Origin of the sequence: Pseudomonas asturiensis, assembly GCF_900143095.1 — a bacterium.
Lineage (GTDB): Bacteria > Pseudomonadota > Gammaproteobacteria > Pseudomonadales > Pseudomonadaceae > Aquipseudomonas > Aquipseudomonas asturiensis.
The window spans coordinates 119,002-140,995 of record NZ_FRDA01000010.1 but is presented as its reverse complement, the minus strand read 5'-3'; the positions used below and the strand labels follow the sequence as shown (position 1 = coordinate 140,995).

Sequence of the window (21,994 nt, the reverse complement as noted above, 5' to 3'; positions counted from 1 at the left end):
CGCAGAACGACGCTGGCCGCCGGGATGGGGCCTGCGCCAGTCCATGGTTGATGGCTTGACGAAGGAGTGTTGCCCTCATGCAAGAAAAACCAAAGAAGGTGGCAGAAATGACACCGACCACCTTCATCAACGCGCAAAGCGCTTTCACGGGTTTGCGCGGGCGAGACCTGTTTTCTACCCTGCGCAGTGTCGCCGCCCAAGGCTGGCGACATCCCTTTCGCAGCGCTCGCCACGCCCTCGCGCTGGGCAGCCAGTTGGGCCGCGTGATGGTGCTGGGCGAAACGCCCTATCCGCCCAACCCGCGAGACAGCCGTTTCGCCGACCCGACCTGGAGTCTCAACCCGTTGTACCGTCGCGGGTTGCAGGCCTATCTGAGCTGGCAGCATCAGGTCAAACGCTGGATTGATGACTGTGATCTGTCCAAGGATGACCAGGCGCGGGCGCACTTCCTGTTCAACCTGCTCAACGATGCGCTGTCGCCCACCAACACGCTGCTCAACCCGCTGGCACTCAAGGAGCTGTTCAATTCTGGTGGCACCAGCCTGATCAAGGGCCTGAGCCACATGGCCGACGATCTGCTGCACAACAACGGCCTGCCCAGCCAGATCACCCGGGATGCGTTCGAGATCGGTCGAACCGTAGCCGCCACCCCCGGCGCGGTGGTGTTTCGCAACGAGCTGCTGGAGCTGATCCAGTACAAGCCGATGAGCGAAAAGCAATACAGCCGACCGATGCTGATCGTCCCGCCGCAGATCAACAAGTACTACATCTTCGACCTCAGCCCCGCCAACAGCTTCGTGCAATACGCCCTCAAGAACGGCCTGCAGACCTTTGTCATCAGCTGGCGCAACCCGGATGTCCGGCATCGGGAATGGGGGCTTTCCAGCTACGTGGAAGCCACTGAAGAAGCCCTGAACGTATGCCGGGCGATCACCGGCGCCCGCGAGGTCAATCTGGTAGGGGCCTGCGCGTCCGGCCTGACCATTGCGGCGCTGCAGGGCCATTTGCAGGCCAAGCGGCAGATTCGACGGGTGGCCAGTGCGACCTATATGGTCAGCCTGCTGGACAGCCAGATCGAAAGCCCGGCCACCCTGTTCGTCAACGAGGAGGCGCTGGAAGCGGCCAAGCGACGCTCCTACCAGCGCGGTGTGCTGGAAGGCAGAGACATGAGTCGGGTCTTCGCCTGGATGCGTCCCAACGACCTGATCTGGAGTTACTGGGTCAACAACTACCTGCTGGGCAAAGCGCCACCGCCGTTCGACATTCTCTACTGGAACAATGACAGCACGCGCCTGCCTGCCGCGCTGCATGGCGACCTGCTGGACTTCTTCAAGCACAACCCGCTCAGGCATCCGGGAGGACTGGAAGTCTGCGGCACGCCCATCGATCTGCAGAAGGTCACGGTAGACAGCTTCAGCGTTGCCGGCATCAACGATCACATCACCCCCTGGGACTCGGTCTATCGCTCGACCTTGCTGCTGGGTGGCGAGCGGCGTTTCCTGTTATCCAACAGCGGCCACGTGAAGAGCATCCTCAACCCGCCCGGTAATGCGAAAGCCAGCTACGTTGAGAACAGCAAGTTCAGCAGCGATCCGCGTGCCTGGTATTACGACGCACAGAGCCGGGACGGCAGTTGGTGGCCTGCATGGCTGACCTGGATTCAGGAGCGCTCTGGCACCCAACGTGAAACCCGCATGGAACTGGGCAGCGAGAAATACCCGCCCATGGAGGCCGCGCCAGGTACTTATGTGCACGTGCGTTAGGCTCTGTACGAAAAGTCAGCAAGGCGAAAACAGACGAGGAGCGGCCGGGGTCGCGTTCGACTCCAGGTGGTGTAAATGAGCATTCCGGCCTGTTTTTTAACGCGCATCACCGATGCACAGCCACTTTTCATACAGATCCTAAAAGCCTGACGCAAAGGGCCCAGCCTGTCCGGCGAGCCCCTTGCCCCCTACCCAACCTTGGATTTTCGAACAAGAAGACCGGATGAAAACCCGCGACCGTATCCTCGAATGTGCGCTGACGCTATTCAATCAGCAGGGCGAACCCAATGTCTCCACACTGGAAATCGCCAACGAAATGGGCATCAGCCCTGGCAACCTGTACTACCACTTTCATGGCAAGGAACCGCTGATTCTGGGGCTGTTCGAGCGATTTCAGACGGAACTCGCCCCGCTGCTCGACCCACCCGCCGACGCGAGGCTGGGTGCCGAGGACTATTGGGTGTTCCTGCACCTGATCGTCGAGCGACTGTCGCACTACCGGTTTCTGTTCCAGGACCTGTCCAACCTCGCCGGACGCCTGCCCAAGCTGGCACGTGGCATCCGCAACCTGCTCAACTCGCTGAAACGCACCCTGGCCTCACTGCTGGCACGTCTGAAGTCCCAAGGCCAACTGGTCAGCGAAACCCAGGCGCTCGGGCAACTGGTGGAGCAGATCACCATGACCCTGCTGTTCTCGCTGGATTACCAGCGGATTCTCGGCCGTGAGGGCGATGTGCGGGTGGTGGTGTACCAGATCATGATGCTGGTCACCCCACACCTGCTGCCCACCTCCAGGCAGGCGGCCGAGCAGATTGCGATGGAGTATCTGGGGCGGTGATGCCATACCGCAGGAGATGACGTAGAGCGTTACGGGCTGCACGCCAATGCGCAGTACTCATCGTTTTGCATAAGTCCAGAGCAAGCACACAACAGGAGCGTGGGGGTCTAAGGGTACAGGCGATGTTTTCCATGGCGTCAGCGCCGTCCCTTTCGCGAGCAAGTTCCCATGGGGCGTGGAGCTTGTACGCCCACAGGGGTTGAACGTGTGCACATCCTCGTGGGAGTGAGCTTGCTCACGAAGGCCATGGTTCAGGCAGCCTGATTCATGAAGGCTGGACCGGCTGTTTCGCGAGCAAGCTCGCTCCCACAAAAAGCGTTTTTATTCAGTCAGTTGCATTTTGTTGGGCTTGCCAGCGATGACACAGTCCAGTCACTGATAGGCGCTGCAGAAATCGCATCGCCGGCGGCCTTCCACTATCCGATGCCTGGAGCGAGATGTGTGCGTGCAACGCTGAGTGAGCATGCGTGGGCACGGTTCACTCCATTGCACGCACAACAAAAAGCCCGACCTGCTAAGCAGGCCGGGCCTTGGCGTTCCGGTCTTCTTACGAAGGCTGGTTGGCTGGCGCTTCCGACGAAGGCGTTGGGGTGGCAGCGGGTTTAGGGCTGTCTTCCCTGGCCGATGCTGCGGGCTTGGGTGCCGCGGCTTTTTTGACTGGGGGTTTTCTCGGCGCAGCCGGTTTGGCGGCCGGCTTGGCAGCGTCCTTGGCTTTGCTTGCCGTTTTGGACGCGGCTTTCTCGGCCACATCCAGCGGCTTGGTCACTGCCTTCCTGGCTGCCGGTTTGGCCGCTGCTGCTTTATCCGCTGCCTTGTCTGCTGTCTTGGCGACGACCTTGGCTGCTGCTTTCAGCGGTTTGGCCGTGGTCTTGGGAGCAGGCTTGGGCGCGGCCGCAGCACGCGAGACCACCGGACGAGCCTTGGCACCTGTCAGTTGCTCGATCTGATGGGTCAGCTGATCGACCTTGCTGTGCAACGCCTGCACTTCGTTACGGCTCGGCACGCCCAGACGCGAAATGGCGCTGTTCAGGCGCTTGTCGAACGCACCTTCCAGCTCACTCCACTTGCCCAGCGCCATGTCTTTCACATCACCGACGCGGGATTTGGCCGCTTTGGTGGTGTCCTTGACGTCGTCGATCTGCTTCTGCGCTTCAGCCTTGGTCTGCTTCTCGGCCTTCTCGCCGTCTTTAACCAACGTCTCGAAAAGCTTACTGCCGTCATTGCTTATCTTGGAGTAAGCGCCCAAACCAGCCAGCCAGATTTGGCGAGAGTACTTCTCAACCTCGCCAATCCAGGAGCTGCCTTCTTTCTCTACCTTTTTCTTGCCAGCCATCCTGTTCTCCTTATTGTCCAGGCTCGGAACGTTCGAGTCGTTTAGGCTCGGAGCGTTCAAGCTTTTTAGGCCCGACACGTTCAAGCAATGCCGTCAGCTCATCGAGCTTAGCAGAGAGAGAGTCAACATCATGTTTAGATGGGATACCGATGCGGTTCAAGGCCTTTGCGACGCGACGGTCGAAAGCGCTTTCGATCCGGTCGAGCTGCGCCTCGACGCGACCCTTGGCCTCTGACACTTCGCCCTTGATCGAATCCATCTCGCTGTTGGCAGCTTCAAGCTTTTCATCCAGGACTTTTTTGGCTTCTTTCTCTGCCTGCTCGCCGGTCTTGATCAGCTCTTTGACGTACTGCGTGCCTTCCTCGTTGACCTTGGAGTAGGCGCCCAGGCCAGCCAGCCAGATTTTACGGGCATACAATTTCACGTCGGAAAGGGTGGAAGCCTGTTCGTCTTCGATTTTTCTCTTGATGGTCGCTCTGGCCATGGTGCACCTCATGCTCGAAAGTTGAAGGAACCGCCCTCTATAGGGCATGAGCTCAAAGCTACGGACAAAAATTAGAATGCTCACCCTAGGGTGAGGAGAAAGAAATGGCGTGCGGTGGCGTTAAAAGCCCCCACAGGCAGGCACTCGCGACTCAGGCAGCCAGCGCCTTGTCCAATACACGTTCGACCTCGGATTTGATCGAGCCGCTCATGGTCGACAGGATGAAGTTCAGCTCGATCCTGATACGAATCAGCTCGTCCTCGACTTCAACCCGGCCCTTGGCGCCCTTGCCTTCAAGCTTCACGGTATCGCCGACCCACTCATGAGCCAGCCCGTACTTGTCGGCCAGCTTCTCCACCAACTGCTCTGCACGCGCGCGCGCCTGCTCCCGGCCCAGGGAATGAGGGCGTTCAACAGTTATCTTGGCCATGGGGGCGTTCCTTGATCGTCGGATGAAATGCGGCGCAACTATATACATCCGCCTGCATCCAAGAAAGCGTTGGCGGTGAGCCTTGTCAAGACAAAGCCAGCCTTGACGATTAGAATGGCCCGCAATCTATTCCGGTGAAGCGATATGAACGATCAGCGCAAAGGCAGCGATGCCGAACCTACGACTCACTTCGGTTACAAAAATGTACCGGAAAGCCAGAAGGCAGATAAAGTCGCTGAGGTATTCCACTCGGTGGCGGCCAAGTACGACCTGATGAATGACCTGCTGTCCGGCGGCATGCACAGGCTCTGGAAACGTTTCGCCATCGAACTGTCGGGCGTTCGTACCGGCAACCGTGTGCTCGATATCGCGGGCGGCACGGGTGACCTGACCCGCAAGTTCTCCACGCTGGTCGGCCCTACCGGCCACGTGGTGCTGGCCGACATCAACGCCTCGATGCTCAAGGTCGGCCGCGACCGTCTGCTCGACCTCGGCGTGGCGGGCAATGTGGAGTTCGTTCAGGCCGACGCGGAAAAGCTGCCGTTTCCGGATAACCACTTCGACTGCGTGACCATCGCCTTCGGCCTGCGCAACGTGACGCACAAGGAAGACGCCCTGCGCTCCATGCTGCGCGTGCTCAAGCCCGGCGGTCGTCTGCTAGTGCTGGAATTCTCCAAACCGACCAACAAGCTGATGTCCAAGGCCTACGACGCTTACTCGTTCGCGTTCATGCCGCTCATGGGCAAGCTGGTGACCAATGATTCGGAGAGCTACCGCTACCTGGCTGAATCGATCCGCATGCACCCCAACCAGGAAACCCTGAAGTCGATGATGGTAGAAGCCGGTTTCGACCGCGTGACCTACCACAACATGACCTCAGGCATCGTGGCCCTGCACCGCGGCATCAAGCCGTAATGCTGCTTCGGGGGCTGCTCGCCAGCGTCGAGCACGGCATCAACCGCGTATTGCGTCTGGACAGCACGGCGATGCCGCGTCTGGCGCAGTTGTCCGGCCATGTGATCAAGATCGACTGCCGCGATCCGTCCCTGAAAATCTTCATTCTGCCCAGCGACGAGGGCTTGTTGCTCGCCCCCGAGTGGGCGGCCGACGCCGATTGCACCTTGCGTGCCCCGGCTTCAAGCCTGCTGCGTCTGGCCCTGAGCAAGGACAAGACTGCGGTGCTGCATGGCCCGGAAGTCGAACTCGACGGCGACAGCGGTGTACTGCTGGAACTGGTCGGCATCCTTCAGGATATGGAACTGGACTGGGAGCACGAACTGTCACGCTGGCTCGGCCCGGTTGCCAGCCCGTTGCTGAGCGGCCATTTGCGCAGCCGTGTGCGCTGGACGCGTGATAGTGTGGCGAGTCTGAGCCAGAACGCCGCCGACTACTTCAGTGAAGAGTCGCGCACGCTGGTCGGCAAGCATGAAGCCGAAGCCCGTTTTGCCGAACTCGACCGGATCAAACTCGATCTGGAACGTCTTGAGGCGCGCTTTGAGCGCCTTTCCCGATCCCTCAATTCCAGCGATAACGCATGAAGCTGCTTGCCGTCCGCCGTCTGTTTCGCATTCAACGTGTCGTTATCCGCTACCGTCTCGATGACCTGTTGTTCGCCCTGCCCCTGCCGTGGTGGATGCTGGCAGTACGCTTCGTGCTGCCTTGGCGCTGGCTGCCGCGCAGCAAATCGGAGCTGAGCCGGGGCGCACGTTTTCGCCTGGCGTTGCAGGATCTGGGGCCGATCTTCATCAAGTTTGGTCAGTTGCTGTCGACAAGGCGCGACTTGCTGCCTGAAGACATCGCCGACGAACTGATGCTGTTGCAGGACCGCGTACCGCCGTTCGACCAGAATCTGGCGATCAAACTGATCGAAGAACAACTGGGCGCGAAGATCTGCGATGTGTTCAGCCGTTTCGATGAAACGCCACTGGCGTCGGCCTCGGTCGCCCAGGTGCATGCCGCTCGCCTGAAAACGGGCGAAGAGGTCGTGGTCAAGGTGGTGCGTCCCGGCCTGAAACCGATCATCGGTCAGGACCTGGCGTGGCTGTTCATCCTGGCCCGCACCGCCGAACGCGTCTCTGCCGATGCACGTCTGCTGCACCCGGTTCAGGTGGTGATGGACTACGAGAAGACCATCTACGACGAGCTGGACCTGCTGCGCGAAGCCGCCAACTCCAGCCAGTTGCGCCGCAACTTCGAAGGCTCCGAGCTGCTGTATGTGCCGCAGGTCTACTGGGACTGGTGCCGTCCGAAAGTGCTGGTCATGGAGCGTATCTACGGTGTTCAGGTGACTGATCTGGCGACGCTGGCCGATCAGCGTACCGACATGAAACTGCTGGCCGAGCGCGGGGTGGAAATCTTCTTCACGCAGATTTTTCGCGACAGTTTTTTCCACGCCGACATGCACCCTGGCAACATCTTCGTCAGTACCGTCAGCCCGTGGAGCCCGCAGTACATTGCCATTGACTGCGGCATCGTCGGCAGCCTGACGCCTGAAGACCAGGACTACCTCGCGCGCAACCTGTTCGCGTTCTTCAAGCGCGATTACCGGCGCGTGGCACAACTGCACATCGATTCGGGCTGGGTGCCGGCAGAGACCAAGCTCAACGAATTCGAAGCCGCGATCCGCACCGTGTGCGAACCGATCTTCGAGAAGCCGCTCAAGGACATTTCTTTTGGCCAGGTGTTGATGCGTCTGTTCCAGACCGCCCGACGCTTCAACATGGAGGTCCAGCCACAGCTGGTCCTGCTGCAAAAGACGTTGCTCAACATCGAGGGCCTGGGTCGCCAGCTGTACCCCGAGCTGGATCTGTGGAGCACCGCGCAACCCTATCTGGAACGCTGGATGCGCGAGCGTGTGAGCCCCAAGACGCTGGTCAGCAATCTGCAATCGCAGGTCGAGCAGTTGCCGCACATCGCCAACATGACCCGCGACCTGCTGGAGCGCCTGTCCCGCCCACATGCGTCAGACCCGCCAAATCCGTGGCGCGAGAGCAAGGATGGCTGGGCTTTACGCCTCATCGGCTCGGCCTTGCTGGCTGGCGGCGTCATACAAGGCTGGGTGATCAGCGAAGCCGGCACTCAACTGCCCACGCTGGCGGCCTGGCCTGCGGCGATCATGCTGATTGCGGGGCTGTATCTGATCGTTCGCCGATAGCCAGCAGCGCATGGCGCTGGCACACTGTTCAACCCGCCGGGCCTCAAGTCCGGCTGCCGGAGTAGATATGAAAGACTGGCTGGACGAGATTCACTGGAACAGCGACGGTCTGGTGCCTGCTATTGCACAGGATCACAAGACCGGACGCGTACTGATGATGGCCTGGATGAACCGCGAGGCCCTGAGCCTGACGGCTTCCGAGAATCGTGCAATCTATTGGTCGCGTTCGCGTGGCAAACTCTGGCGCAAAGGTGAAGAATCGGGTCATGTGCAAAAGCTGCATGAACTGCGCCTGGACTGTGACGCCGACGTCATTATCCTGATGGTCGAGCAGATCGGCGGCATCGCGTGCCACACAGGTCGCGAAAGTTGCTTCTACCGAGTGTATGAAAACTCAGGCTGGAAGACCGTAGACCCGGTCCTGAAAGATCCTGATGCCATTTACCACGCAGGCCATTGAACATGACTGATACGCTGTCCCGCCTGGCCGAGGTGCTGGAATCGCGCAAGGATGCCGCTGCCGACAGTTCCTATGTCGCCAGCCTGTATCACAAGGGTTTGAACAAGATTCTGGAAAAAATCGGCGAAGAGTCGGTTGAAACCATCATCGCCGCCAAGGACGCTGCCGTCAGCGGTGACTGCAGCGACGTGATCTACGAAACGGCTGACCTGTGGTTTCACAGCATGGTAATGCTGGCAGCGCTGGGTCAGCATCCACAAGCTGTGCTCGATGAACTGGATCGCCGGTTCGGGCTGTCCGGTCATGCGGAAAAAGCCGCCCGCACAGCAGACTGACTGCCTCCCCTTTCGAACTTGAAGAATCTTCTACGAGGACTGTTTCATGGGTATTTTTGACTGGAAACACTGGATCGTCATCCTGATCGTCGTGGTACTGGTTTTCGGTACCAAGAAACTCAAGGGTCTGGGCACTGACGTTGGCGAGTCGATCAAAGGCTTTCGCAAAGCCATGAATGACGACGAAAAACCGGCCGAGCAGGCATCGCCGCAACCACAGCCGCAGCCGCAACAGCCCTATACCGCGCCGCAGGGCTCGCCCCTGAATCAGCCGCATACCATCGATGCGCAGGCGCATAAAGTCGAAGAGCCGACCCGCAAAGACCAGGTTTAAGACCATGTTCGGTATCAGCTTCTCTGAACTGCTGCTGGTCGGACTCGTGGCCCTGCTGGTGCTGGGCCCCGAGCGACTGCCCGGCGCAGCACGCACCGCAGGTCTGTGGATAGGCCGACTGAAGCGCAGCTTCAACGCGATCAAACAGGAAGTTGAACGTGAAATCGGTGCCGACGAGATTCGTCGGCAACTGCACAACGAGCACATTCTTTCGCTGGAAGATGAAGCGCGCAAAATGTTTGCTCAGCAACAGCATCCTGAAGTGGCGTACGAGCCGGTCACTCCGCCGCCAGCGCCGCAGGAAATGGCTGCCGACACGCCATCGCACAGCGAAATCGGCCCGGCCGAGCCTGTTGTGAAGGCACCACTGACGCTCGAGAAAACCGCGAAGCCTGCCGCCGTGTCGGCCCCGGTCGCGACGCCCTCTCCCGCCCACGATTCGTCATTGCCACCGCGAGCCCCATGAGCGCAGATACCCCGGAAAACGATCAGCAAATGCCGCTGATCTCGCACCTCACCGAGTTGCGCACACGCCTGTTGCGCTGCGTTGCCGCAGTGTTTCTGATCTTTGCGGGCCTGTTCTACTTCACGCAGAAGATCTACACGCTGGTGTCCGCACCGCTGCGGGTCTATCTGCCCGAAGGCGCAACGATGATCGCCACCGACGTGGCCTCACCATTCATCACGCCGTTCAAGCTGACCATGATGGTGGCGCTGTTTCTGTCCATGCCGGTGATCCTCCATCAGATCTGGGGTTTCATTGCACCAGGGCTGTACAAGCACGAAAAGCGTGTGGCCATTCCACTGCTAGTGTCGAGCATCATCCTGTTCTACGCCGGCATGGCGTTTGCCTACTTCCTGGTCTTCCCGCTGATTTTCCACTTCTTCGCCAGCGTCACCCCGGAAGGGGTGTCGATGATGACCGACATCGCCAGCTACCTCGACTTCGTGATGACCCTGTTCTTCGCCTTCGGCGTGGCGTTCGAGATTCCCGTGGCCGTGGTGCTGCTGGTCTGGATCGGCATCGTCGACGTGAAGTACCTGAAGAAGATCCGCCCGTACGTGATCATCGGCTGCTTCGTGGTCGGCATGATTCTTACCCCGCCGGACATCTTCTCGCAGACCCTGCTGGCCGTGCCGATGTGGCTGCTGTTCGAGCTGGGTGTGTTGTGCAGCGGGTTGATCAAGAAACGCGGCGAACACCCTGACGATGAAGAAGAGGCCGACAAGCAAGACCAGCCGCCCGCGACTCAGCCGTGAATCTGCTGTTACTTGAAGAGGCCGATTTCATTGCGCCCGACCGGGTTGCGCTGCGTGATCGTCGCCTCAAGCACCTGCAGGAAGTGCACCGTGCCGAGGTCGGCGACAGCGTTCGGGTCGGTCGCGTCAACGGCCTGCTCGGCACTGCAGAGCTGCTGCGTCTGGATCCCCATGAGGCCGAGCTGCGTGTTTCGCTGAACAGTGAGCCGCCTGCCAAGCTGCCACTGACCCTGCTGCTGGCCCTGCCGCGCCCCAAGATGCTGCGCCGGGTGTTTCAGACCGTTGCGACCATGGGGGTGCCGAAGGTCATTCTGCTCAACAGCTACCGAGTGGAAAAGAGCTTCTGGCAGACACCGTTTCTTGAGCCCGAAGCGATTCGTGAGCAACTGATTCTGGGCCTGGAGCAGGCGCGCGACAGCGTGTTGCCGGAAATCGTGATCGAGAAACGCTTCAAGCCCTTCGTCGAAGACCGCCTGCCGCAACTGGCCATGGACACCTTGGGGCTGGTAGGCCATCCCGGCGACTACCCTGCCTGTCCGCGCGCCGTCACTGAACCTGTCACGCTGGCCATCGGTCCCGAAGGCGGCTGGATTCCCTACGAAGTCGATCTGCTGTGCAAATCCGGCCTGCAACCGGTGCAACTGGGCGACCGTATTCTGCGGGTCGAAACCGCCGTCACTGCGCTGCTCGCGCGCTTGTTCTAAGCCCTTCGCTCTGGGTCGACTGCTCCTTTCATTTGTCGTCACTCAATCGCTTCAGTTAACACGTGACTGGCCGATAGGGATGAGTACGCACAAGAATCAGACGTCGAGGAATGGTCATGTATCGCGGGTTAACTCAAAGTCTTGCTAACGCGAGTGTCAGCTTGAAATTGGCGATCGGCTTCGGCCTGGTGCTGGTGATGACCCTCATGATCTCGATCACGGCCTGGTTCAGCACTCAGGGCCTGATATCTCGTGGCGATCGGGTGACCGCTATTGCCGAGATCAACGAGCTGACCCTGGAGCTGCGCATTAGCAGGATGCGCTATGAAGCCCTCTATAATGCCGAGACCGCCACCGCGGTAAACGACGCCCTCAAGAAACTGAACGACGCGCTTCAACAAGCCCGAAACATGCTGCGCAGCCCCGAAAACATTGCCTTGCTGGACGGTCAACTGCAGGCTGCCCGTGATTATCAGCAAGCGTTTTCCGAGATGACCAAGGCCATCGAAGTGCGCGAAGGCAGCCGTAGCCAGATGGGCGACAACGCCGACAAGGCGGTGGAGCAGGCGAACAAGATCGAAGCGGCATTGCTTAAAGAAGACAACATCCTGGCCTTCAACGGCATTGTGGGTGTCAGCAAGCTGATCCAGCAGGCCCGCTTCCAGGTGCGCGGCTACACCTACAGCGGCAGACCGGAATTCGAGAAGAACGCCAACCAGGCCATTGATGAAGCGATCACCGGCATCAACACGCTGGCCGGCGACATCTCTTCTGAGTTCGCTCCGACCCTGCAGCAGGCCATCGCAGGCCTAAAGGGCTACCGCGCAGCCGTCGGCGTGTACCGCGACTCGCAGGCCGCCAGCAAGGCAGCGTTGGAGAAAATGACCACACTTGGCGTGAAAATGCTGGCCGTCAGCAGCGACATGATCGACCGCCAGAACAAGAGCCGCGATCAGGAAAGCGACCACGCCGTCATGATGATTGCACTGGCCACAGCCCTGGCATTGCTGTTCAGCGTGCTGGCGGCCTGGATCATTACCCGCCAGATCACTACACCGCTGCAGGAAACCCTGGAAGTGGTCGAGCGCGTCGCCGCAGGCGATCTGAGTCGCAACCTGAAGGTCGGCCGCAAGGACGAACTGGGCAGACTGCAAAGCACCATCCAGCGCATGACCCTCAGCCTGCGCGAGCTGGTGGGGGGCATTCGCGATGGCGTCACGCAGATCGCCAGTGCAGCCGAAGAACTTTCCGCCGTTACCGAACAGACCAGTGCAGGCGTCAACAGCCAGAAGGTCGAGACTGACCAGGTTGCGACCGCCATGCACGAGATGACAGCGACCGTGCAGGAAGTCGCCCGCAACGCCGAGGAAGCCTCCGAAGCCGCTGTGGCCGCCGACCAGCAAGCCCGCGAGGGCGAGCGCGTCGTCAATGAAGCCATCGCTCAGATCGAGCGTCTGGCGTCGGCTGTTGGAAACTCCAGCGAAGCCATGGGCGCCCTGAAGCAGGAAAGCGACAAGATCGGCAGCGTGCTGGATGTCATCAAGTCGGTCGCCCAACAGACCAACCTGCTGGCCCTGAACGCCGCCATCGAAGCCGCCCGCGCCGGGGAAGCCGGCCGTGGCTTTGCCGTGGTGGCCGACGAAGTGCGCAGCCTGGCGCAGCGCACCCAGAAGTCCACCGAAGAGATTGAAGCCCTGATCGTCAGCCTGCAAAGCGGTACTCAACAGGCGACAACCGTCATGGACAGCAGTCGTGAACTGAGTGCCAGCAGCGTTGACCTGACGCGCCGCGCCGGTGGCTCGCTGGAGAACATCACCAAGACCGTTTCGGCGATTCAGGCGATGAACCAGCAGATCGCTGCCGCTGCTGAACAGCAGAGTGCGACAGCCGAAGAGATCAACCGCAGCATCATCAACGTACGTGACGTTTCGGAACAGACGTCCGCCGCCAGTGAAGAAACCGCTGCCTCCAGCGTTGAACTGGCGCGACTGGGCACCCACCTGCAAACGCTGGTGAGCCGCTTTACCATCTGACCCTCCGCGGATGATTCCCGCGCGCACGCCACGGCGCGGGGATGATCAGCGTGGCGATTGAGTGACGCCCGTCACTGATTCAGCCGACTCGGAAATCTCCTACGACCTGTTCAGGTCACGTGATTCACCTCCTCGCCGATGCGCTCATAACGCAGGCTCTCTGCCTTTTGGAGCCTGTTTTTGTTCGCATACCGCAGGAGTATTTCAATGCCCGGAAGGATCACCAAAACGCTTGGCAACCTGAGCGTCAGACTCAAATTGTCGCTGGGCTTCGGCCTGGTGCTGCTGCTGACGCTGGCCATCACGCTGACCGGCTGGCACGGTCTGGACACCATGATCGAGCGCTCCGAATCGCTCTCCTCCACCGACCGGCTCAACAGCCTGACCAAAGACCTGCGCGCCGAGCGGATTATCGCGCGGGTGGAAAATACGCCACAGAACGTCACGAAGGTCGTGGACCGGCTCAACGAGATCGAGGCCCACCTGACACTGCTGCGCAAACAGAGTGATGAAGCGGACACGCTGGCCAGCCTCGACGCACAAAGCAAACTGATCAGCCGCATGGAAAAGACCTTCACCGATCTGGGGGTTGACCGCGAGGCTCGCGATCAGACCCGCACCCAGCTCGATCACAAATCCGAACAGGCCGTGAAAGCTGTTGCGCAGGTGGAAGCCGAAGTCCTCAAGGCGGTCAGCGAGGAACAGGATAACGGCGAGCGGATGGATGAATTCACCAACCTCTCGCAACTCAAGCAGCAGATTCAGATTGCGCGCTATCAGGTGCAGGCCTACACCTTCAGCGGCAAGGAAGCCGATGAAGTCTCAGCCATTGCTGCGATTGATGAAGCCCTCAAGGAAATGCAGCAGATTTCGCAGGACCAGGCCGACGAGAACATCCAGGCACTGGTGCCCGCCGATCAGGCCTTGCAGCAGTATCGAGAGCAACTGACCCGGTTCAAGGCGATCCAGATCAAGACCGAAGCAGGCCAGGAGGCCATGGAGAGTCTGGGCGATCAGATGCTCAGCGCCGTTGCCGAATTGAGCAGTCTGCAGGGAACCCGTCGCGACAGCGAAGCGGCCGATTCAAGGCGAACACTGACGGGCGTCGCCGGGCTGGCCCTGCTGGTCGGCCTGCTGGCCGCCTGGGTCATGACGCAACAAATCACGGTACCGCTGCGCGACACGCTGAACGCCGCAGCCCGCATCGCCCAAGGGGATCTGAGCAAGGATCTGCAGCTTGGACGCCGCGATGAGCTGGGGCAGTTGCAGAACAGCATGCAGGCCATGACCCTGAGCCTGCGTGACCTGATCGGCGGGATCGGCGACGGCGTTACCCAGATTGCCAGCGCTGCCGAGCAGTTGTCGGCCGTCACCGAACAGACTTGCTCGGGGGTCAACACCCAGAAGGAAGAGACCGATCAGGTCGCCACCGCCATGAACGAAATGACTGCGACTGTTCAGGAGGTTGCGCGTAACGCGCAGGAAGCATCGCACTCTGCCGCACAGGCAGACCAGCAGGCGCGGGAAGGTGATCACGTGGTCGGCCAGGCCATTACCCAGATAGAGCAGCTGGCTCGTGAGGTCGTCAACTCAACCCAGGCGATGAATCAACTCAAGCAGGAAAGCGGCAAGATCGTTGGTGTTCTCGACGTGATCAAGTCGGTTTCGCAGCAAACCAACCTGCTGGCCCTGAACGCCGCCATCGAAGCGGCCCGCGCTGGCGAGGCCGGACGTGGTTTTGCGGTGGTGGCCGACGAGGTTCGCAGCCTGGCGCAGCGTACTCAGAAGTCGACCGAGGAAATCGAGGAACTGATTGCCGCCCTGCAGACCGGCACTCAGCAGGTGGCAACCACGCTCGACAGCAGCCGCAGCCTGACGGACAGCAGTGTCGACCTGAGCCGCAGGGCAGGCAGCGCGCTGGAACAGATCACCCGCACCGTGGCGACCATTCAACAGATGAACGAACAGATCGCGACCGCCAGTGAAGAGCAGAGCACCGTTGCCGAGCAGATCAACGCCAACGTCATCAACGTGCGCGACATCTCCGAGCAAACCGCGTCCGCCAGCGACGAAACCGCCGCGTCGAGCGTCGAGCTGGCGCGTCTGGGTTCGCACCTGAAGGCGTTGGTGGGGAAATTTCGGGTGGGGTGATCACTCGGGGACGATGAGCGAGACGGTCTGTGGCGTCAGCACAAGCCTCTTCGTAAGCAAGCTCCCACTGGCTGAAACCGGTTTTGATTTGTAGGAGTGGACTTGTCCACGAAGGCTGACTTCCAGCCGCAACACCTCGGCCGAATACACCGGCCCCTTCGCGGACAAGTCCGCTCCCACAGACTGAAATCGGTTTTCAACCTGTGGGAGTGAGCTTGCTCACGAAGACTCACTTCCAGCCGCAACCCTTCGACTGAATATACCGGCCCCTTCGCGGACAAGTCCGCTCCCACTGGCTGAGATGGGTTTTCAACCCGTGGGAGCGGACTTGTCCGCGAAGGCAGTCGCTCAGCGGGTGAGCCTGGATCAGCGCCTAAAAAAAAGCCCCTGAAGCGGCGCTTCAGGGGCTTTTTCGAACCGGGTGGCTTACGCCAGAACCGGTTCCGACTCAGGCTTGAGTGGCTGCAAAGGCAGCAACGGCGCATGAGGATCGGCTTCGATGGACGCTCTCCAGGCAGCCAGCCACTGTTCGTGACCGTCGCTCCAGACCAGCTCGTGCAGACGACCCAAGGCAACCGGATCGCTCAGCAGCATCAGGCGCTCGTGATTGCCAAGCTTGTCCGGCCCCACCTTCAGTGCATGCTCGACGCGTTCCATACGGACCACTTCGATCGGCCTGGCCTGCTTGTGACGAGACGTCGCCAGCGCACATGCCAGCGCATTCTGCTGCGGGTCCACCACGGCACGAATAAAGCCTTGTTTCAGCGCGTGCCAGCGGTTCTCGTGGGTGTACTGATCGGTAGAGATCAGTTCCTGCGGCGGCTCGAACTCTTCCGGGATCAGGAAGAACTTCTCGTCACGCGCCTTGAGCCCCAGACCGGTACGGCTGGAAATCACCGACACCGGAATCGACAGCATCAGCGACACCACAATCGGCGCCAGCCACCACAGGAAGCTGGGGTTCAACCAGAAGACCAGACCGGCCCAGCAAGCGCCGAGCAATGTCTGCGGACCGTGACGTTTGACTGCTTCGATCCATGGCGTGGAGTCATCGTCGCGCTGCGGCGAGTTCCAGGTCGCTGCCCAGCCCAGGAAAGCGGCCAGTACGAAGCGGGTGTGGAACAGCATGCGAACCGGGGCCAGCAGCACCGAGAACAGCATTTCCAGCAACATCGAGACGGTGACCTTGAACTTGCCACCATAGCCCTTCGCGCCCTTGGCCCAGATCAGAATGACGCTGAGCAGTTTAGGCAGGAACAACAGGACAATGGTGGTCGAGAACAGCGCGACGGCTTTTTCCGGGTGCCATTGTGGCCACAGCGGATACAACTGACGCGGTTCCAGGAAGTAGGTCGGCTCCATCAGCGTGTTGACGGCCAGCAAGGCAGTGGACAGCACCAGGAAGAAGAACCACAACGGGGCCGACAGGTAGGACATCACGCCCGTCAGGAACACCGCACGGTGAACCGGGTGCATGCCCTTGACCAGGAACAGCCTGAAGTTCATCAGGTTGCCGTGGCACCAGCGGCGGTCACGCTTGAGTTCGTCCAGCAGGTTGGGCGGCAACTCTTCGTAACTGCCTGGCAGGTCATAGGCAATCCACACACCCCAGCCGGCACGGCGCATCAGCGCAGCTTCAACGAAGTCGTGAGACAGGATCGCACCGGCAAACGCGCCTTTACCCGGCAACGGCGCCAGCGCGCAGTGCTCGATGAACGGCTTCATGCGAATGATCGCATTGTGACCCCAGTAGTGGGATTCACCCAGCTGCCAGAAGTGCAGACCGGCCGTAAACAGCGGACCGTAGACCCGTGTGGCGAACTGCTGCATGCGGGCATACAGCGTGTCCATACCCGAGGCACGCGGTGCGGTCTGGATGATACCGGCGTCTGGCGTGGCTTCCATCAAACGAACCAGACTGGTCAGGCATTCACCGCTCATCACACTGTCGGCATCGAGCACGACCATGTAGCGGTAATCGCCACCCCAGCGACGGCAGAAGTCGTCGAGGTTGCCGCTCTTGCGTTTCACGCGACGACGGCGACGGCGGTAGAAGATCTTGCCGAAACCACCGGTCTCGCGGCACACGTCCAGCCAGGCTTGCTGCTCGGCAACGGCGATGTCGGTGTCATTGGTGTCGCTGAGCACGAAGAAGTCGAAGCGATCCAGGTCACCCGTGGCCGCTACCGATTCGAATGTCGCACGCAGACCGGCAAACACCCGTGGCACGTCTTCGTTGCAGATCGGCATGACCAGCGCAGTACGCGCGCCGACTTCAATCGGCTCGTTACCTGCGCTGGCACCGGAAATGCGGTACTTGTCGCGACCGGTGAGCAGTTCCAGGAAGCCCATCAGCGCCGTCCAGAAACCGGCCGAGACCCAGCAGAACAGAATCCCGAACAGCAACAGGATGCTGGTCTGCAGCGCGTACGGCATGACCTGCAAAGCCGTCTGCACGAACGTCTGGCGAGTGATTTCGTCCAGCGAAACCAGCGACCAGCCTTGATACGGCAGAATGCCTTTCATGTACCAACCGGCAACGATCGTCTGACCCAGCATGAGAATCAGCAGGATATAACGACGAATCGAACCGACCGTGCGCCAGCGGGACTTGGGCAAGTCACGCGGCAAGTCACTGTGGTCAGGCTTGGGCGGATTGGTCTTGCCGGTCAGGCGACGCCAGCCACGCACCAGAATATTGGTGCGCCACGGCTCTGGAACGACCTTGGTACGACGGATAGGAGGCGTGGCCTTCAGGCACAACCGACCACTGGCATCCACGCCGAGCATCTCGGCGTCCTGCAGTTCGTCGGCTGTGGACAGCGTCAGGCGACGACCCACCGAAGCCTGAGCGGCCTCGGCGGTGTCGTTGACCGGCTGCGCCGAAAGGCGTTCATGCAACTCGGCGAAGGATTTGCAGCTGGCAAGTTCTGCCCGCTGCTCGTCGCTCATCGGTAAATGCGCCAGGTACTCGTTCAGGGACACTGGCACCGGTAGAGAATTACTCATCGCTCGGCAACTGATAGCTCCAGGTCTCGGTCATGACTTGCAGCGTCTTGGCCGGTTCCGGATGGGTGGGCGCGGCCTCGGTTTCAGGCTGCTTGATTTCTTTACCGTCCTTGTCTTTAGCCACGTCAGCCTTGGCCGCGTCAGCTTTCGCTGCATCGACCTTGGCGACATCACCTTTGGCGGCGTCAGGCTTGGAAGCATCACCTTTGGCAGCATCAGGCTTCACAGCCTCGGTCTTCGGCGCATCGGACTTGGCGATTTCCACCTGGTCGTTGGCAGTGTCCTTGGTCGCTGCAGGCTTCGCAGCTTCCTTGGCAGCCACTTCCTTGGCGGCAGCTTTCTTCTCTTCGGCCTTGTCGGCCACCAGCAGCGCCGGTTCCTTGCCAGGCTCGGCCGGAATTTCGCGCAGCAGGTAAGCACGCATTTCAGTCGGCTTGCCGGAATCCTTGACCTTCACACGCAGGGTCAGGCGATAGCCTTTGGTGACCGGGTTGTAGCGCAGGTTGTTTTCGACCAGCTCGACGTTGTCGTCTGTGGTGACCTGGCTGCGAATGGTCTTGTCTTCAGGCAATGCGGCCAATACCGGACCGACAAAGTCGACCAGGAATGCCAGGCTGCCGTCTGGCTGACGAATCAGGTTGGACTGACGCACGTCACCGATGGAGCGCTGAGTCTGCTTGACCCAACCCAGATCCGGGGAGTGAATCGAGTTTTCCTGCATGGTCCAGTGGATGCGGTAGTTGAAGTCCATCGGCTCGCCCGGCTTGGCCAGGGTCTCAGGCTTCCAGAACGCGACGATGTTGTCGTTGGTTTCATCGGCAGTCGGGATTTCGACCAGGTCGACGGTGCCTTTGCCCCAGTCGCCTTTCGGCTCGATCCAGGCGCTTGGGCGCTTGTCGTAGCGGTCATCGAGATCTTCGTACTGGCTGAAGTCACGGCCACGCTGCAGCAGACCGAAACCACGCGGGTTCTCGACCGAGAAGCTGCTCACGGACAGGTGCTTAGGGTTGTTCAGCGGACGCCACAGCCATTCACCGTTGGCTGCCTGAATCGACAGGCCACTGGAATCGTGAAGCTCGCGGCGATAGTTAGGCACACGCGAAGGCTGGTTGGCACCGAACAGGAACATGCTGGTCAGCGGCGCAACACCCAGTTTGGTGACGTTGTCACGCAGGAACATGCGCGACTTCACATCAACCAGGGTGTTGGTGCCCGGACGCAGGGTCAACTGATACGCGCCGGTGGCACGCGGCGAATCAAGCAGTGCGAAGATCACCAGATGGTTGTCATCCGGACCTGGCTTCTCGATCCAGAATTCCTTGAAGCGCGGGAACTCTTCACCCGACGGCAGCGCAGTGTCGATGGCCATGCCACGGGCAGACAGGCCATAGACCTGGCCCTTGCCGATCACGCGAAAGTAGCTCGCGCCCAGCATGGTCATGATCTCGTCCTGCTTGTCGTCCTTGTTGATCGGGTACAGCACACGGAAACCGGCATAACCCAGTTTCTCGGTGGATTTAGGGTCGATCTTCAGGTCGCCGAAATCAAAACGGCTGGCGTCGTATTTGATCTCTTCAACGTTGGTGGCCGTGACCTCATTGATCTTGACCGGAGTGTCAAAGTGCATGCCCTGGTGATAGAACGACAGCTTGAACGGCGTCTTGTCGCCGGCCCACTCGGCCTTGTCATCGCGGAAACGGATTTTCTGGTAGTCCGCGAACTTCATGTCGCGCAACTCGTTGGGCAGATTGCTTCTCGGGGCTTCAAACTTCTGCCCGGCCATTTCTTTGGCCCTGGCCGCTACATCATCCAGGTTGAAGGCCCAGAGCTGGCCTGCACTGAACAGGCACACAAGCGCCGAGCTTGCCAGAAGCGCACTACGCAACCGCTTGACAGGTTTCTTTGGAGCATCACAGGGACTAACAATCACGAGCAACCCTCGCCGAAAACAGATGAAGAAACCAACGGCCAGCTATCAATGCCGGGTTGGCGAGCATTGTTCCGACTCCAAATGGGCATAATGATTCCCCAATCAAGTATCGGAACCGCTTTTGTCATACAAGATGGATCACTGAAGACCTACAGTAGCGCGCGATTATCCAGTAGCACGCGCCACAACGCATCAGGTATGACAAAGAATTTTAACCCCTCCTGAACTTATTCATTCCAGCGGAGCGGATGGAATCTTAGCTTATGTATCCAGCAGAAATGTCACCGGGCCATCATTGACCAGATGCACCTGCATGTCCGCACCAAATTGGCCCGCCGCCACCGCCGGATGCGCGATCCTGGCCTGACTCAAAAGGTAGTCGAATAATTCGGCTCCCAACGCAGGCGGCGCTGCTTTCGAGAAGCTCGGGCGCATGCCGCTTCGCGTATCGGCCACCAGTGTGAATTGCGAAACCAGCAGCAAGCCGCCTTCCACGTCACGCAACGACAGGTTCATCTTGCCATCGGCATCACTGAACACCCGATAGTTAAGCAACTTGTGCAGCAACTTATCGGCACTGGCCCGGGTGTCTTGAGGCTCCACGCCGACCAGCACAAGAATGCCCTGATCAATAGCGCCAACCACCTCACCGCCGACCTCGACGCGTGCGCCGCGCACGCGTTGCAATAAACCTTTCATAGAGACTCTTTCAGACCTGCGACAAGGGGAACGACGGTATCAGGCTTCTTCAGGCGGCAGGTCCAGCAGGCGGCGAGCGACCTGGGCCGCAGCACGCACCAGCGCATCGGTAATGCCTGGCTCCGACGCCGCGTGGCCTGCGTCGCGAATGACCTGCAGCTCACTGTTGGGCCACGCCTGATGCAACTCCCATGCGTTGTCCAGCGTGCAGATGACATCGTAGCGGCCATGAACAATGATGCCCGGCAAGTGGGCAATCTTCGGCATGTCGCGGATCAACTGATTGGCTTCCAGGAACGCGTCGTTCATGAAGTAGTGACATTCGATACGCGCAATCGACAGCGCGCGCTGCGGTTCGGAGAAACGATCGACCACCTGCGGGTTGGGACGCAGGGTGGCAGCGCGACCTTCCCAGGTAGACCAGGCCTTGGCGGCGTGCATCTGGGCAATCTGGTCCGGTCCGGTAAGACGCTTGTGAAACGCGGCCAGCAGGTTGTCACGCTCATCCATTGGAATGGGCGCGACATAGTCCTGCCAGTAATCGGGAAACAGGCGGCTGGCACCGGCCTGATAAAACCAGTCGATATCTTGCTGGCGCGCCAGGAAGATTCCGCGCAGGATCAGCGCATGAACACGGTCCGGGTGCGTCTGGGCGTAGGCCAGCGACAGCGTCGAACCCCATGAACCACCGAACAGCACCCATTTATCGATGCCGAGGTGCTCGCGAATGCGCTCAAGATCTTCCACCAGATGCCAGGTGGTGTTGTTCTCGATACTGGCATGAGGCGTGGAGCGACCGCAGCCACGTTGATCGAACGTAATGATGCGATACAGGTTCGGATCGAAGTAGCGACGGCTCTGTGCATCGCAGCCCGAACCCGGCCCACCGTGAATGAACACCACGGGAAGTCCTTCGGGCGATCCGCTTTCATCGACGTAAAGCACATGCGGTTGTTCCACGGCCAGATCGTGCCGGGCGTAAGGTTTGATCTGCGGGTACAAAGTCTGCATATGTGCTCCATGAGTCCGATTCAGAGGCTTCTATTATTCTGCCGTGGGGCATCATAAACCCGAAAC

The 21,994-nt window shown here is 60.0% G+C and carries 20 protein-coding genes and 1 pseudogene; 14 read left to right on the top strand and 7 right to left on the bottom strand.

Annotation, left to right across the window (positions count from 1 at the left end):
• Positions 1 to 77 precede the first annotated feature (77 nt).
• Together phaC and BUB69_RS18200 are read left to right on the top strand one after the other, a co-directional pair.
• Positions 78 to 1,763, top strand: coding sequence for a class II poly(R)-hydroxyalkanoic acid synthase (phaC, locus tag BUB69_RS18205; RefSeq protein ID WP_073169164.1), 1,686 nt, complete (start codon positions 78 to 80; stop codon positions 1,761 to 1,763).
• A gap of 223 nt (positions 1,764 to 1,986) precedes the next feature.
• Positions 1,987 to 2,601, top strand: a complete 615-nt coding sequence (locus tag BUB69_RS18200) for a TetR/AcrR family transcriptional regulator (protein ID WP_073169162.1) — start codon at positions 1,987 to 1,989, stop codon at positions 2,599 to 2,601.
• 547 nt (positions 2,602 to 3,148) lie between these two features.
• Here the strand turns inward: BUB69_RS18200 and BUB69_RS18195 are convergent.
• The 3 genes from BUB69_RS18195 to BUB69_RS18185 form a co-directional block, all read right to left on the bottom strand.
• Positions 3,149 to 3,934: a phasin family protein gene (locus BUB69_RS18195; protein ID WP_073169159.1), complete on the bottom strand. Its 786-nt coding sequence runs from the start codon at positions 3,932 to 3,934 to the stop codon at positions 3,149 to 3,151.
• Positions 3,935 to 3,944: 10 nt separating this feature from the next.
• Positions 3,945 to 4,418 carry a phasin family protein gene (locus BUB69_RS18190; protein ID WP_073169156.1) on the bottom strand — a complete coding sequence of 158 codons (474 nt, stop codon included), beginning with the start codon at positions 4,416 to 4,418 and terminating at the stop codon, positions 3,945 to 3,947.
• 151 nt (positions 4,419 to 4,569) lie between these two features.
• Positions 4,570 to 4,848: a polyhydroxyalkanoic acid system family protein gene (locus BUB69_RS18185; RefSeq protein ID WP_073169154.1), complete on the bottom strand. Its 279-nt coding sequence runs from the start codon at positions 4,846 to 4,848 to the stop codon at positions 4,570 to 4,572.
• 144 nt (positions 4,849 to 4,992) lie between these two features.
• Here BUB69_RS18185 and ubiE point away from each other — a divergent pair, with 144 nt between their 5' ends.
• From ubiE to BUB69_RS29690, 12 genes and pseudogenes are all read left to right on the top strand, one after another.
• A complete protein-coding gene (gene ubiE, locus BUB69_RS18180; protein WP_073169151.1) occupies positions 4,993 to 5,763 on the top strand; it encodes a bifunctional demethylmenaquinone methyltransferase/2-methoxy-6-polyprenyl-1,4-benzoquinol methylase UbiE in 771 nt (256 codons plus the stop codon).
• Positions 5,763 to 6,386 (top strand): ubiquinone biosynthesis accessory factor UbiJ, encoded by a 624-nt coding sequence (locus BUB69_RS18175; protein WP_073169148.1) that lies wholly within the window; start codon positions 5,763 to 5,765, stop codon positions 6,384 to 6,386. The genes ubiE and BUB69_RS18175 overlap by 1 nt, the downstream gene beginning before the upstream one ends.
• Positions 6,383 to 8,002: a ubiquinone biosynthesis regulatory protein kinase UbiB gene (gene ubiB / locus BUB69_RS18170; RefSeq protein ID WP_073169146.1), complete on the top strand. Its 1,620-nt coding sequence runs from the start codon at positions 6,383 to 6,385 to the stop codon at positions 8,000 to 8,002. Before BUB69_RS18175 ends, ubiB begins: the two co-directional genes overlap by 4 nt.
• A gap of 67 nt (positions 8,003 to 8,069) precedes the next feature.
• On the top strand, positions 8,070 to 8,462 hold the full coding sequence (gene hisI / locus BUB69_RS18165; protein ID WP_003414224.1) for a phosphoribosyl-AMP cyclohydrolase: 393 nt from the start codon (positions 8,070 to 8,072) through the stop codon (positions 8,460 to 8,462).
• A 2-nt stretch (positions 8,463 to 8,464) separates the two neighbouring features.
• On the top strand, positions 8,465 to 8,797 hold the full coding sequence (locus BUB69_RS18160) for a phosphoribosyl-ATP diphosphatase (protein WP_073169143.1): 333 nt from the start codon (positions 8,465 to 8,467) through the stop codon (positions 8,795 to 8,797).
• A 46-nt stretch (positions 8,798 to 8,843) separates the two neighbouring features.
• Positions 8,844 to 9,131 (top strand): twin-arginine translocase TatA/TatE family subunit, encoded by a 288-nt coding sequence (locus tag BUB69_RS18155; protein WP_073169141.1) that lies wholly within the window; start codon positions 8,844 to 8,846, stop codon positions 9,129 to 9,131.
• 4 nt (positions 9,132 to 9,135) lie between these two features.
• A complete protein-coding gene (tatB, locus tag BUB69_RS18150; RefSeq protein ID WP_073169138.1) occupies positions 9,136 to 9,597 on the top strand; it encodes a Sec-independent protein translocase protein TatB in 462 nt (153 codons plus the stop codon).
• The gene (gene tatC, locus BUB69_RS18145) at positions 9,594 to 10,391 is read left to right on the top strand and encodes a twin-arginine translocase subunit TatC (RefSeq protein ID WP_073169136.1); all 798 of its coding nucleotides are present in this window, start codon (positions 9,594 to 9,596) and stop codon (positions 10,389 to 10,391) included. Before tatB ends, tatC begins: the two co-directional genes overlap by 4 nt.
• Entirely contained in the window at positions 10,388 to 11,095 is a 708-nt protein-coding gene (locus BUB69_RS18140) for a 16S rRNA (uracil(1498)-N(3))-methyltransferase (protein ID WP_073169134.1), read from the top strand. The genes tatC and BUB69_RS18140 overlap by 4 nt, the downstream gene beginning before the upstream one ends.
• A gap of 116 nt (positions 11,096 to 11,211) precedes the next feature.
• On the top strand, positions 11,212 to 13,128 hold the full coding sequence (locus tag BUB69_RS18135; protein WP_073169132.1) for a HAMP domain-containing methyl-accepting chemotaxis protein: 1,917 nt from the start codon (positions 11,212 to 11,214) through the stop codon (positions 13,126 to 13,128).
• 207 nt (positions 13,129 to 13,335) lie between these two features.
• Positions 13,336 to 14,421 (top strand): annotated as a pseudogene (locus BUB69_RS29695) (methyl-accepting chemotaxis protein); the annotation flags it as partial.
• A complete protein-coding gene (locus tag BUB69_RS29690) occupies positions 14,404 to 15,279 on the top strand; it encodes a methyl-accepting chemotaxis protein (RefSeq protein WP_425439384.1) in 876 nt (291 codons plus the stop codon). The pseudogene BUB69_RS29695 and the gene BUB69_RS29690, both read left to right, overlap by 18 nt.
• 426 nt (positions 15,280 to 15,705) lie before the next feature.
• Here BUB69_RS29690 and mdoH read toward each other — a convergent pair whose 3' ends face one another.
• From mdoH to pip, 4 genes are all read right to left on the bottom strand, one after another.
• The gene (mdoH, locus tag BUB69_RS18125; RefSeq protein WP_073169128.1) at positions 15,706 to 18,288 is read right to left on the bottom strand and encodes a glucans biosynthesis glucosyltransferase MdoH; all 2,583 of its coding nucleotides are present in this window, start codon (positions 18,286 to 18,288) and stop codon (positions 15,706 to 15,708) included.
• Complete coding sequence (locus BUB69_RS18120) at positions 18,281 to 20,224, bottom strand: glucan biosynthesis protein G (protein WP_281250930.1); 1,944 nt, start codon at positions 20,222 to 20,224, stop codon at positions 18,281 to 18,283. The genes mdoH and BUB69_RS18120 overlap by 8 nt, the downstream gene beginning before the upstream one ends.
• 255 nt (positions 20,225 to 20,479) lie before the next feature.
• Complete coding sequence (gene dtd / locus BUB69_RS18115; RefSeq protein WP_073169126.1) at positions 20,480 to 20,917, bottom strand: D-aminoacyl-tRNA deacylase; 438 nt, start codon at positions 20,915 to 20,917, stop codon at positions 20,480 to 20,482.
• Positions 20,918 to 20,956: 39 nt separating this feature from the next.
• Positions 20,957 to 21,928, bottom strand: coding sequence for a prolyl aminopeptidase (gene pip, locus BUB69_RS18110; RefSeq protein ID WP_073169124.1), 972 nt, complete (start codon positions 21,926 to 21,928; stop codon positions 20,957 to 20,959).
• Positions 21,929 to 21,994: the final 66 nt, after the last annotated feature.

Excerpts from the sequence above, each read along its gene's own strand:
- phaC (WP_073169164.1), top strand. The coding sequence starts at position 78 with ATGCAAGAAAAACCAAAGAAGGTGGCAGAAATGACACCGACCACCTTC.
- ubiB (WP_073169146.1), top strand. The coding sequence starts at position 6,383 with ATGAAGCTGCTTGCCGTCCGCCGTCTGTTTCGCATTCAACGTGTCGTT.
- pip (WP_073169124.1), bottom strand. The coding sequence starts at position 21,928 with ATGCAGACTTTGTACCCGCAGATCAAACCTTACGCCCGGCACGATCTG.
- tatC (WP_073169136.1), top strand. The coding sequence starts at position 9,594 with ATGAGCGCAGATACCCCGGAAAACGATCAGCAAATGCCGCTGATCTCG.
- tatB (WP_073169138.1), top strand. The coding sequence starts at position 9,136 with ATGTTCGGTATCAGCTTCTCTGAACTGCTGCTGGTCGGACTCGTGGCC.
- hisI (WP_003414224.1), top strand. The coding sequence starts at position 8,070 with ATGAAAGACTGGCTGGACGAGATTCACTGGAACAGCGACGGTCTGGTG.
- BUB69_RS18160 (WP_073169143.1), top strand. The coding sequence starts at position 8,465 with ATGACTGATACGCTGTCCCGCCTGGCCGAGGTGCTGGAATCGCGCAAG.
- BUB69_RS18190 (WP_073169156.1), bottom strand. The coding sequence starts at position 4,418 with ATGGCCAGAGCGACCATCAAGAGAAAAATCGAAGACGAACAGGCTTCC.
- BUB69_RS18135 (WP_073169132.1), top strand. The coding sequence starts at position 11,212 with ATGTATCGCGGGTTAACTCAAAGTCTTGCTAACGCGAGTGTCAGCTTG.
- ubiE (WP_073169151.1), top strand. The coding sequence starts at position 4,993 with ATGAACGATCAGCGCAAAGGCAGCGATGCCGAACCTACGACTCACTTC.
- BUB69_RS18175 (WP_073169148.1), top strand. The coding sequence starts at position 5,763 with ATGCTGCTTCGGGGGCTGCTCGCCAGCGTCGAGCACGGCATCAACCGC.
- BUB69_RS18185 (WP_073169154.1), bottom strand. The coding sequence starts at position 4,848 with ATGGCCAAGATAACTGTTGAACGCCCTCATTCCCTGGGCCGGGAGCAG.
- BUB69_RS18195 (WP_073169159.1), bottom strand. The coding sequence starts at position 3,934 with ATGGCTGGCAAGAAAAAGGTAGAGAAAGAAGGCAGCTCCTGGATTGGC.
- dtd (WP_073169126.1), bottom strand. The coding sequence starts at position 20,917 with ATGAAAGGTTTATTGCAACGCGTGCGCGGCGCACGCGTCGAGGTCGGC.
- BUB69_RS18200 (WP_073169162.1), top strand. The coding sequence starts at position 1,987 with ATGAAAACCCGCGACCGTATCCTCGAATGTGCGCTGACGCTATTCAAT.
- BUB69_RS18155 (WP_073169141.1), top strand. The coding sequence starts at position 8,844 with ATGGGTATTTTTGACTGGAAACACTGGATCGTCATCCTGATCGTCGTG.
- BUB69_RS29690 (WP_425439384.1), top strand. The coding sequence starts at position 14,404 with ATGCAGGCCATGACCCTGAGCCTGCGTGACCTGATCGGCGGGATCGGC.
- mdoH (WP_073169128.1), bottom strand. The coding sequence starts at position 18,288 with ATGAGTAATTCTCTACCGGTGCCAGTGTCCCTGAACGAGTACCTGGCG.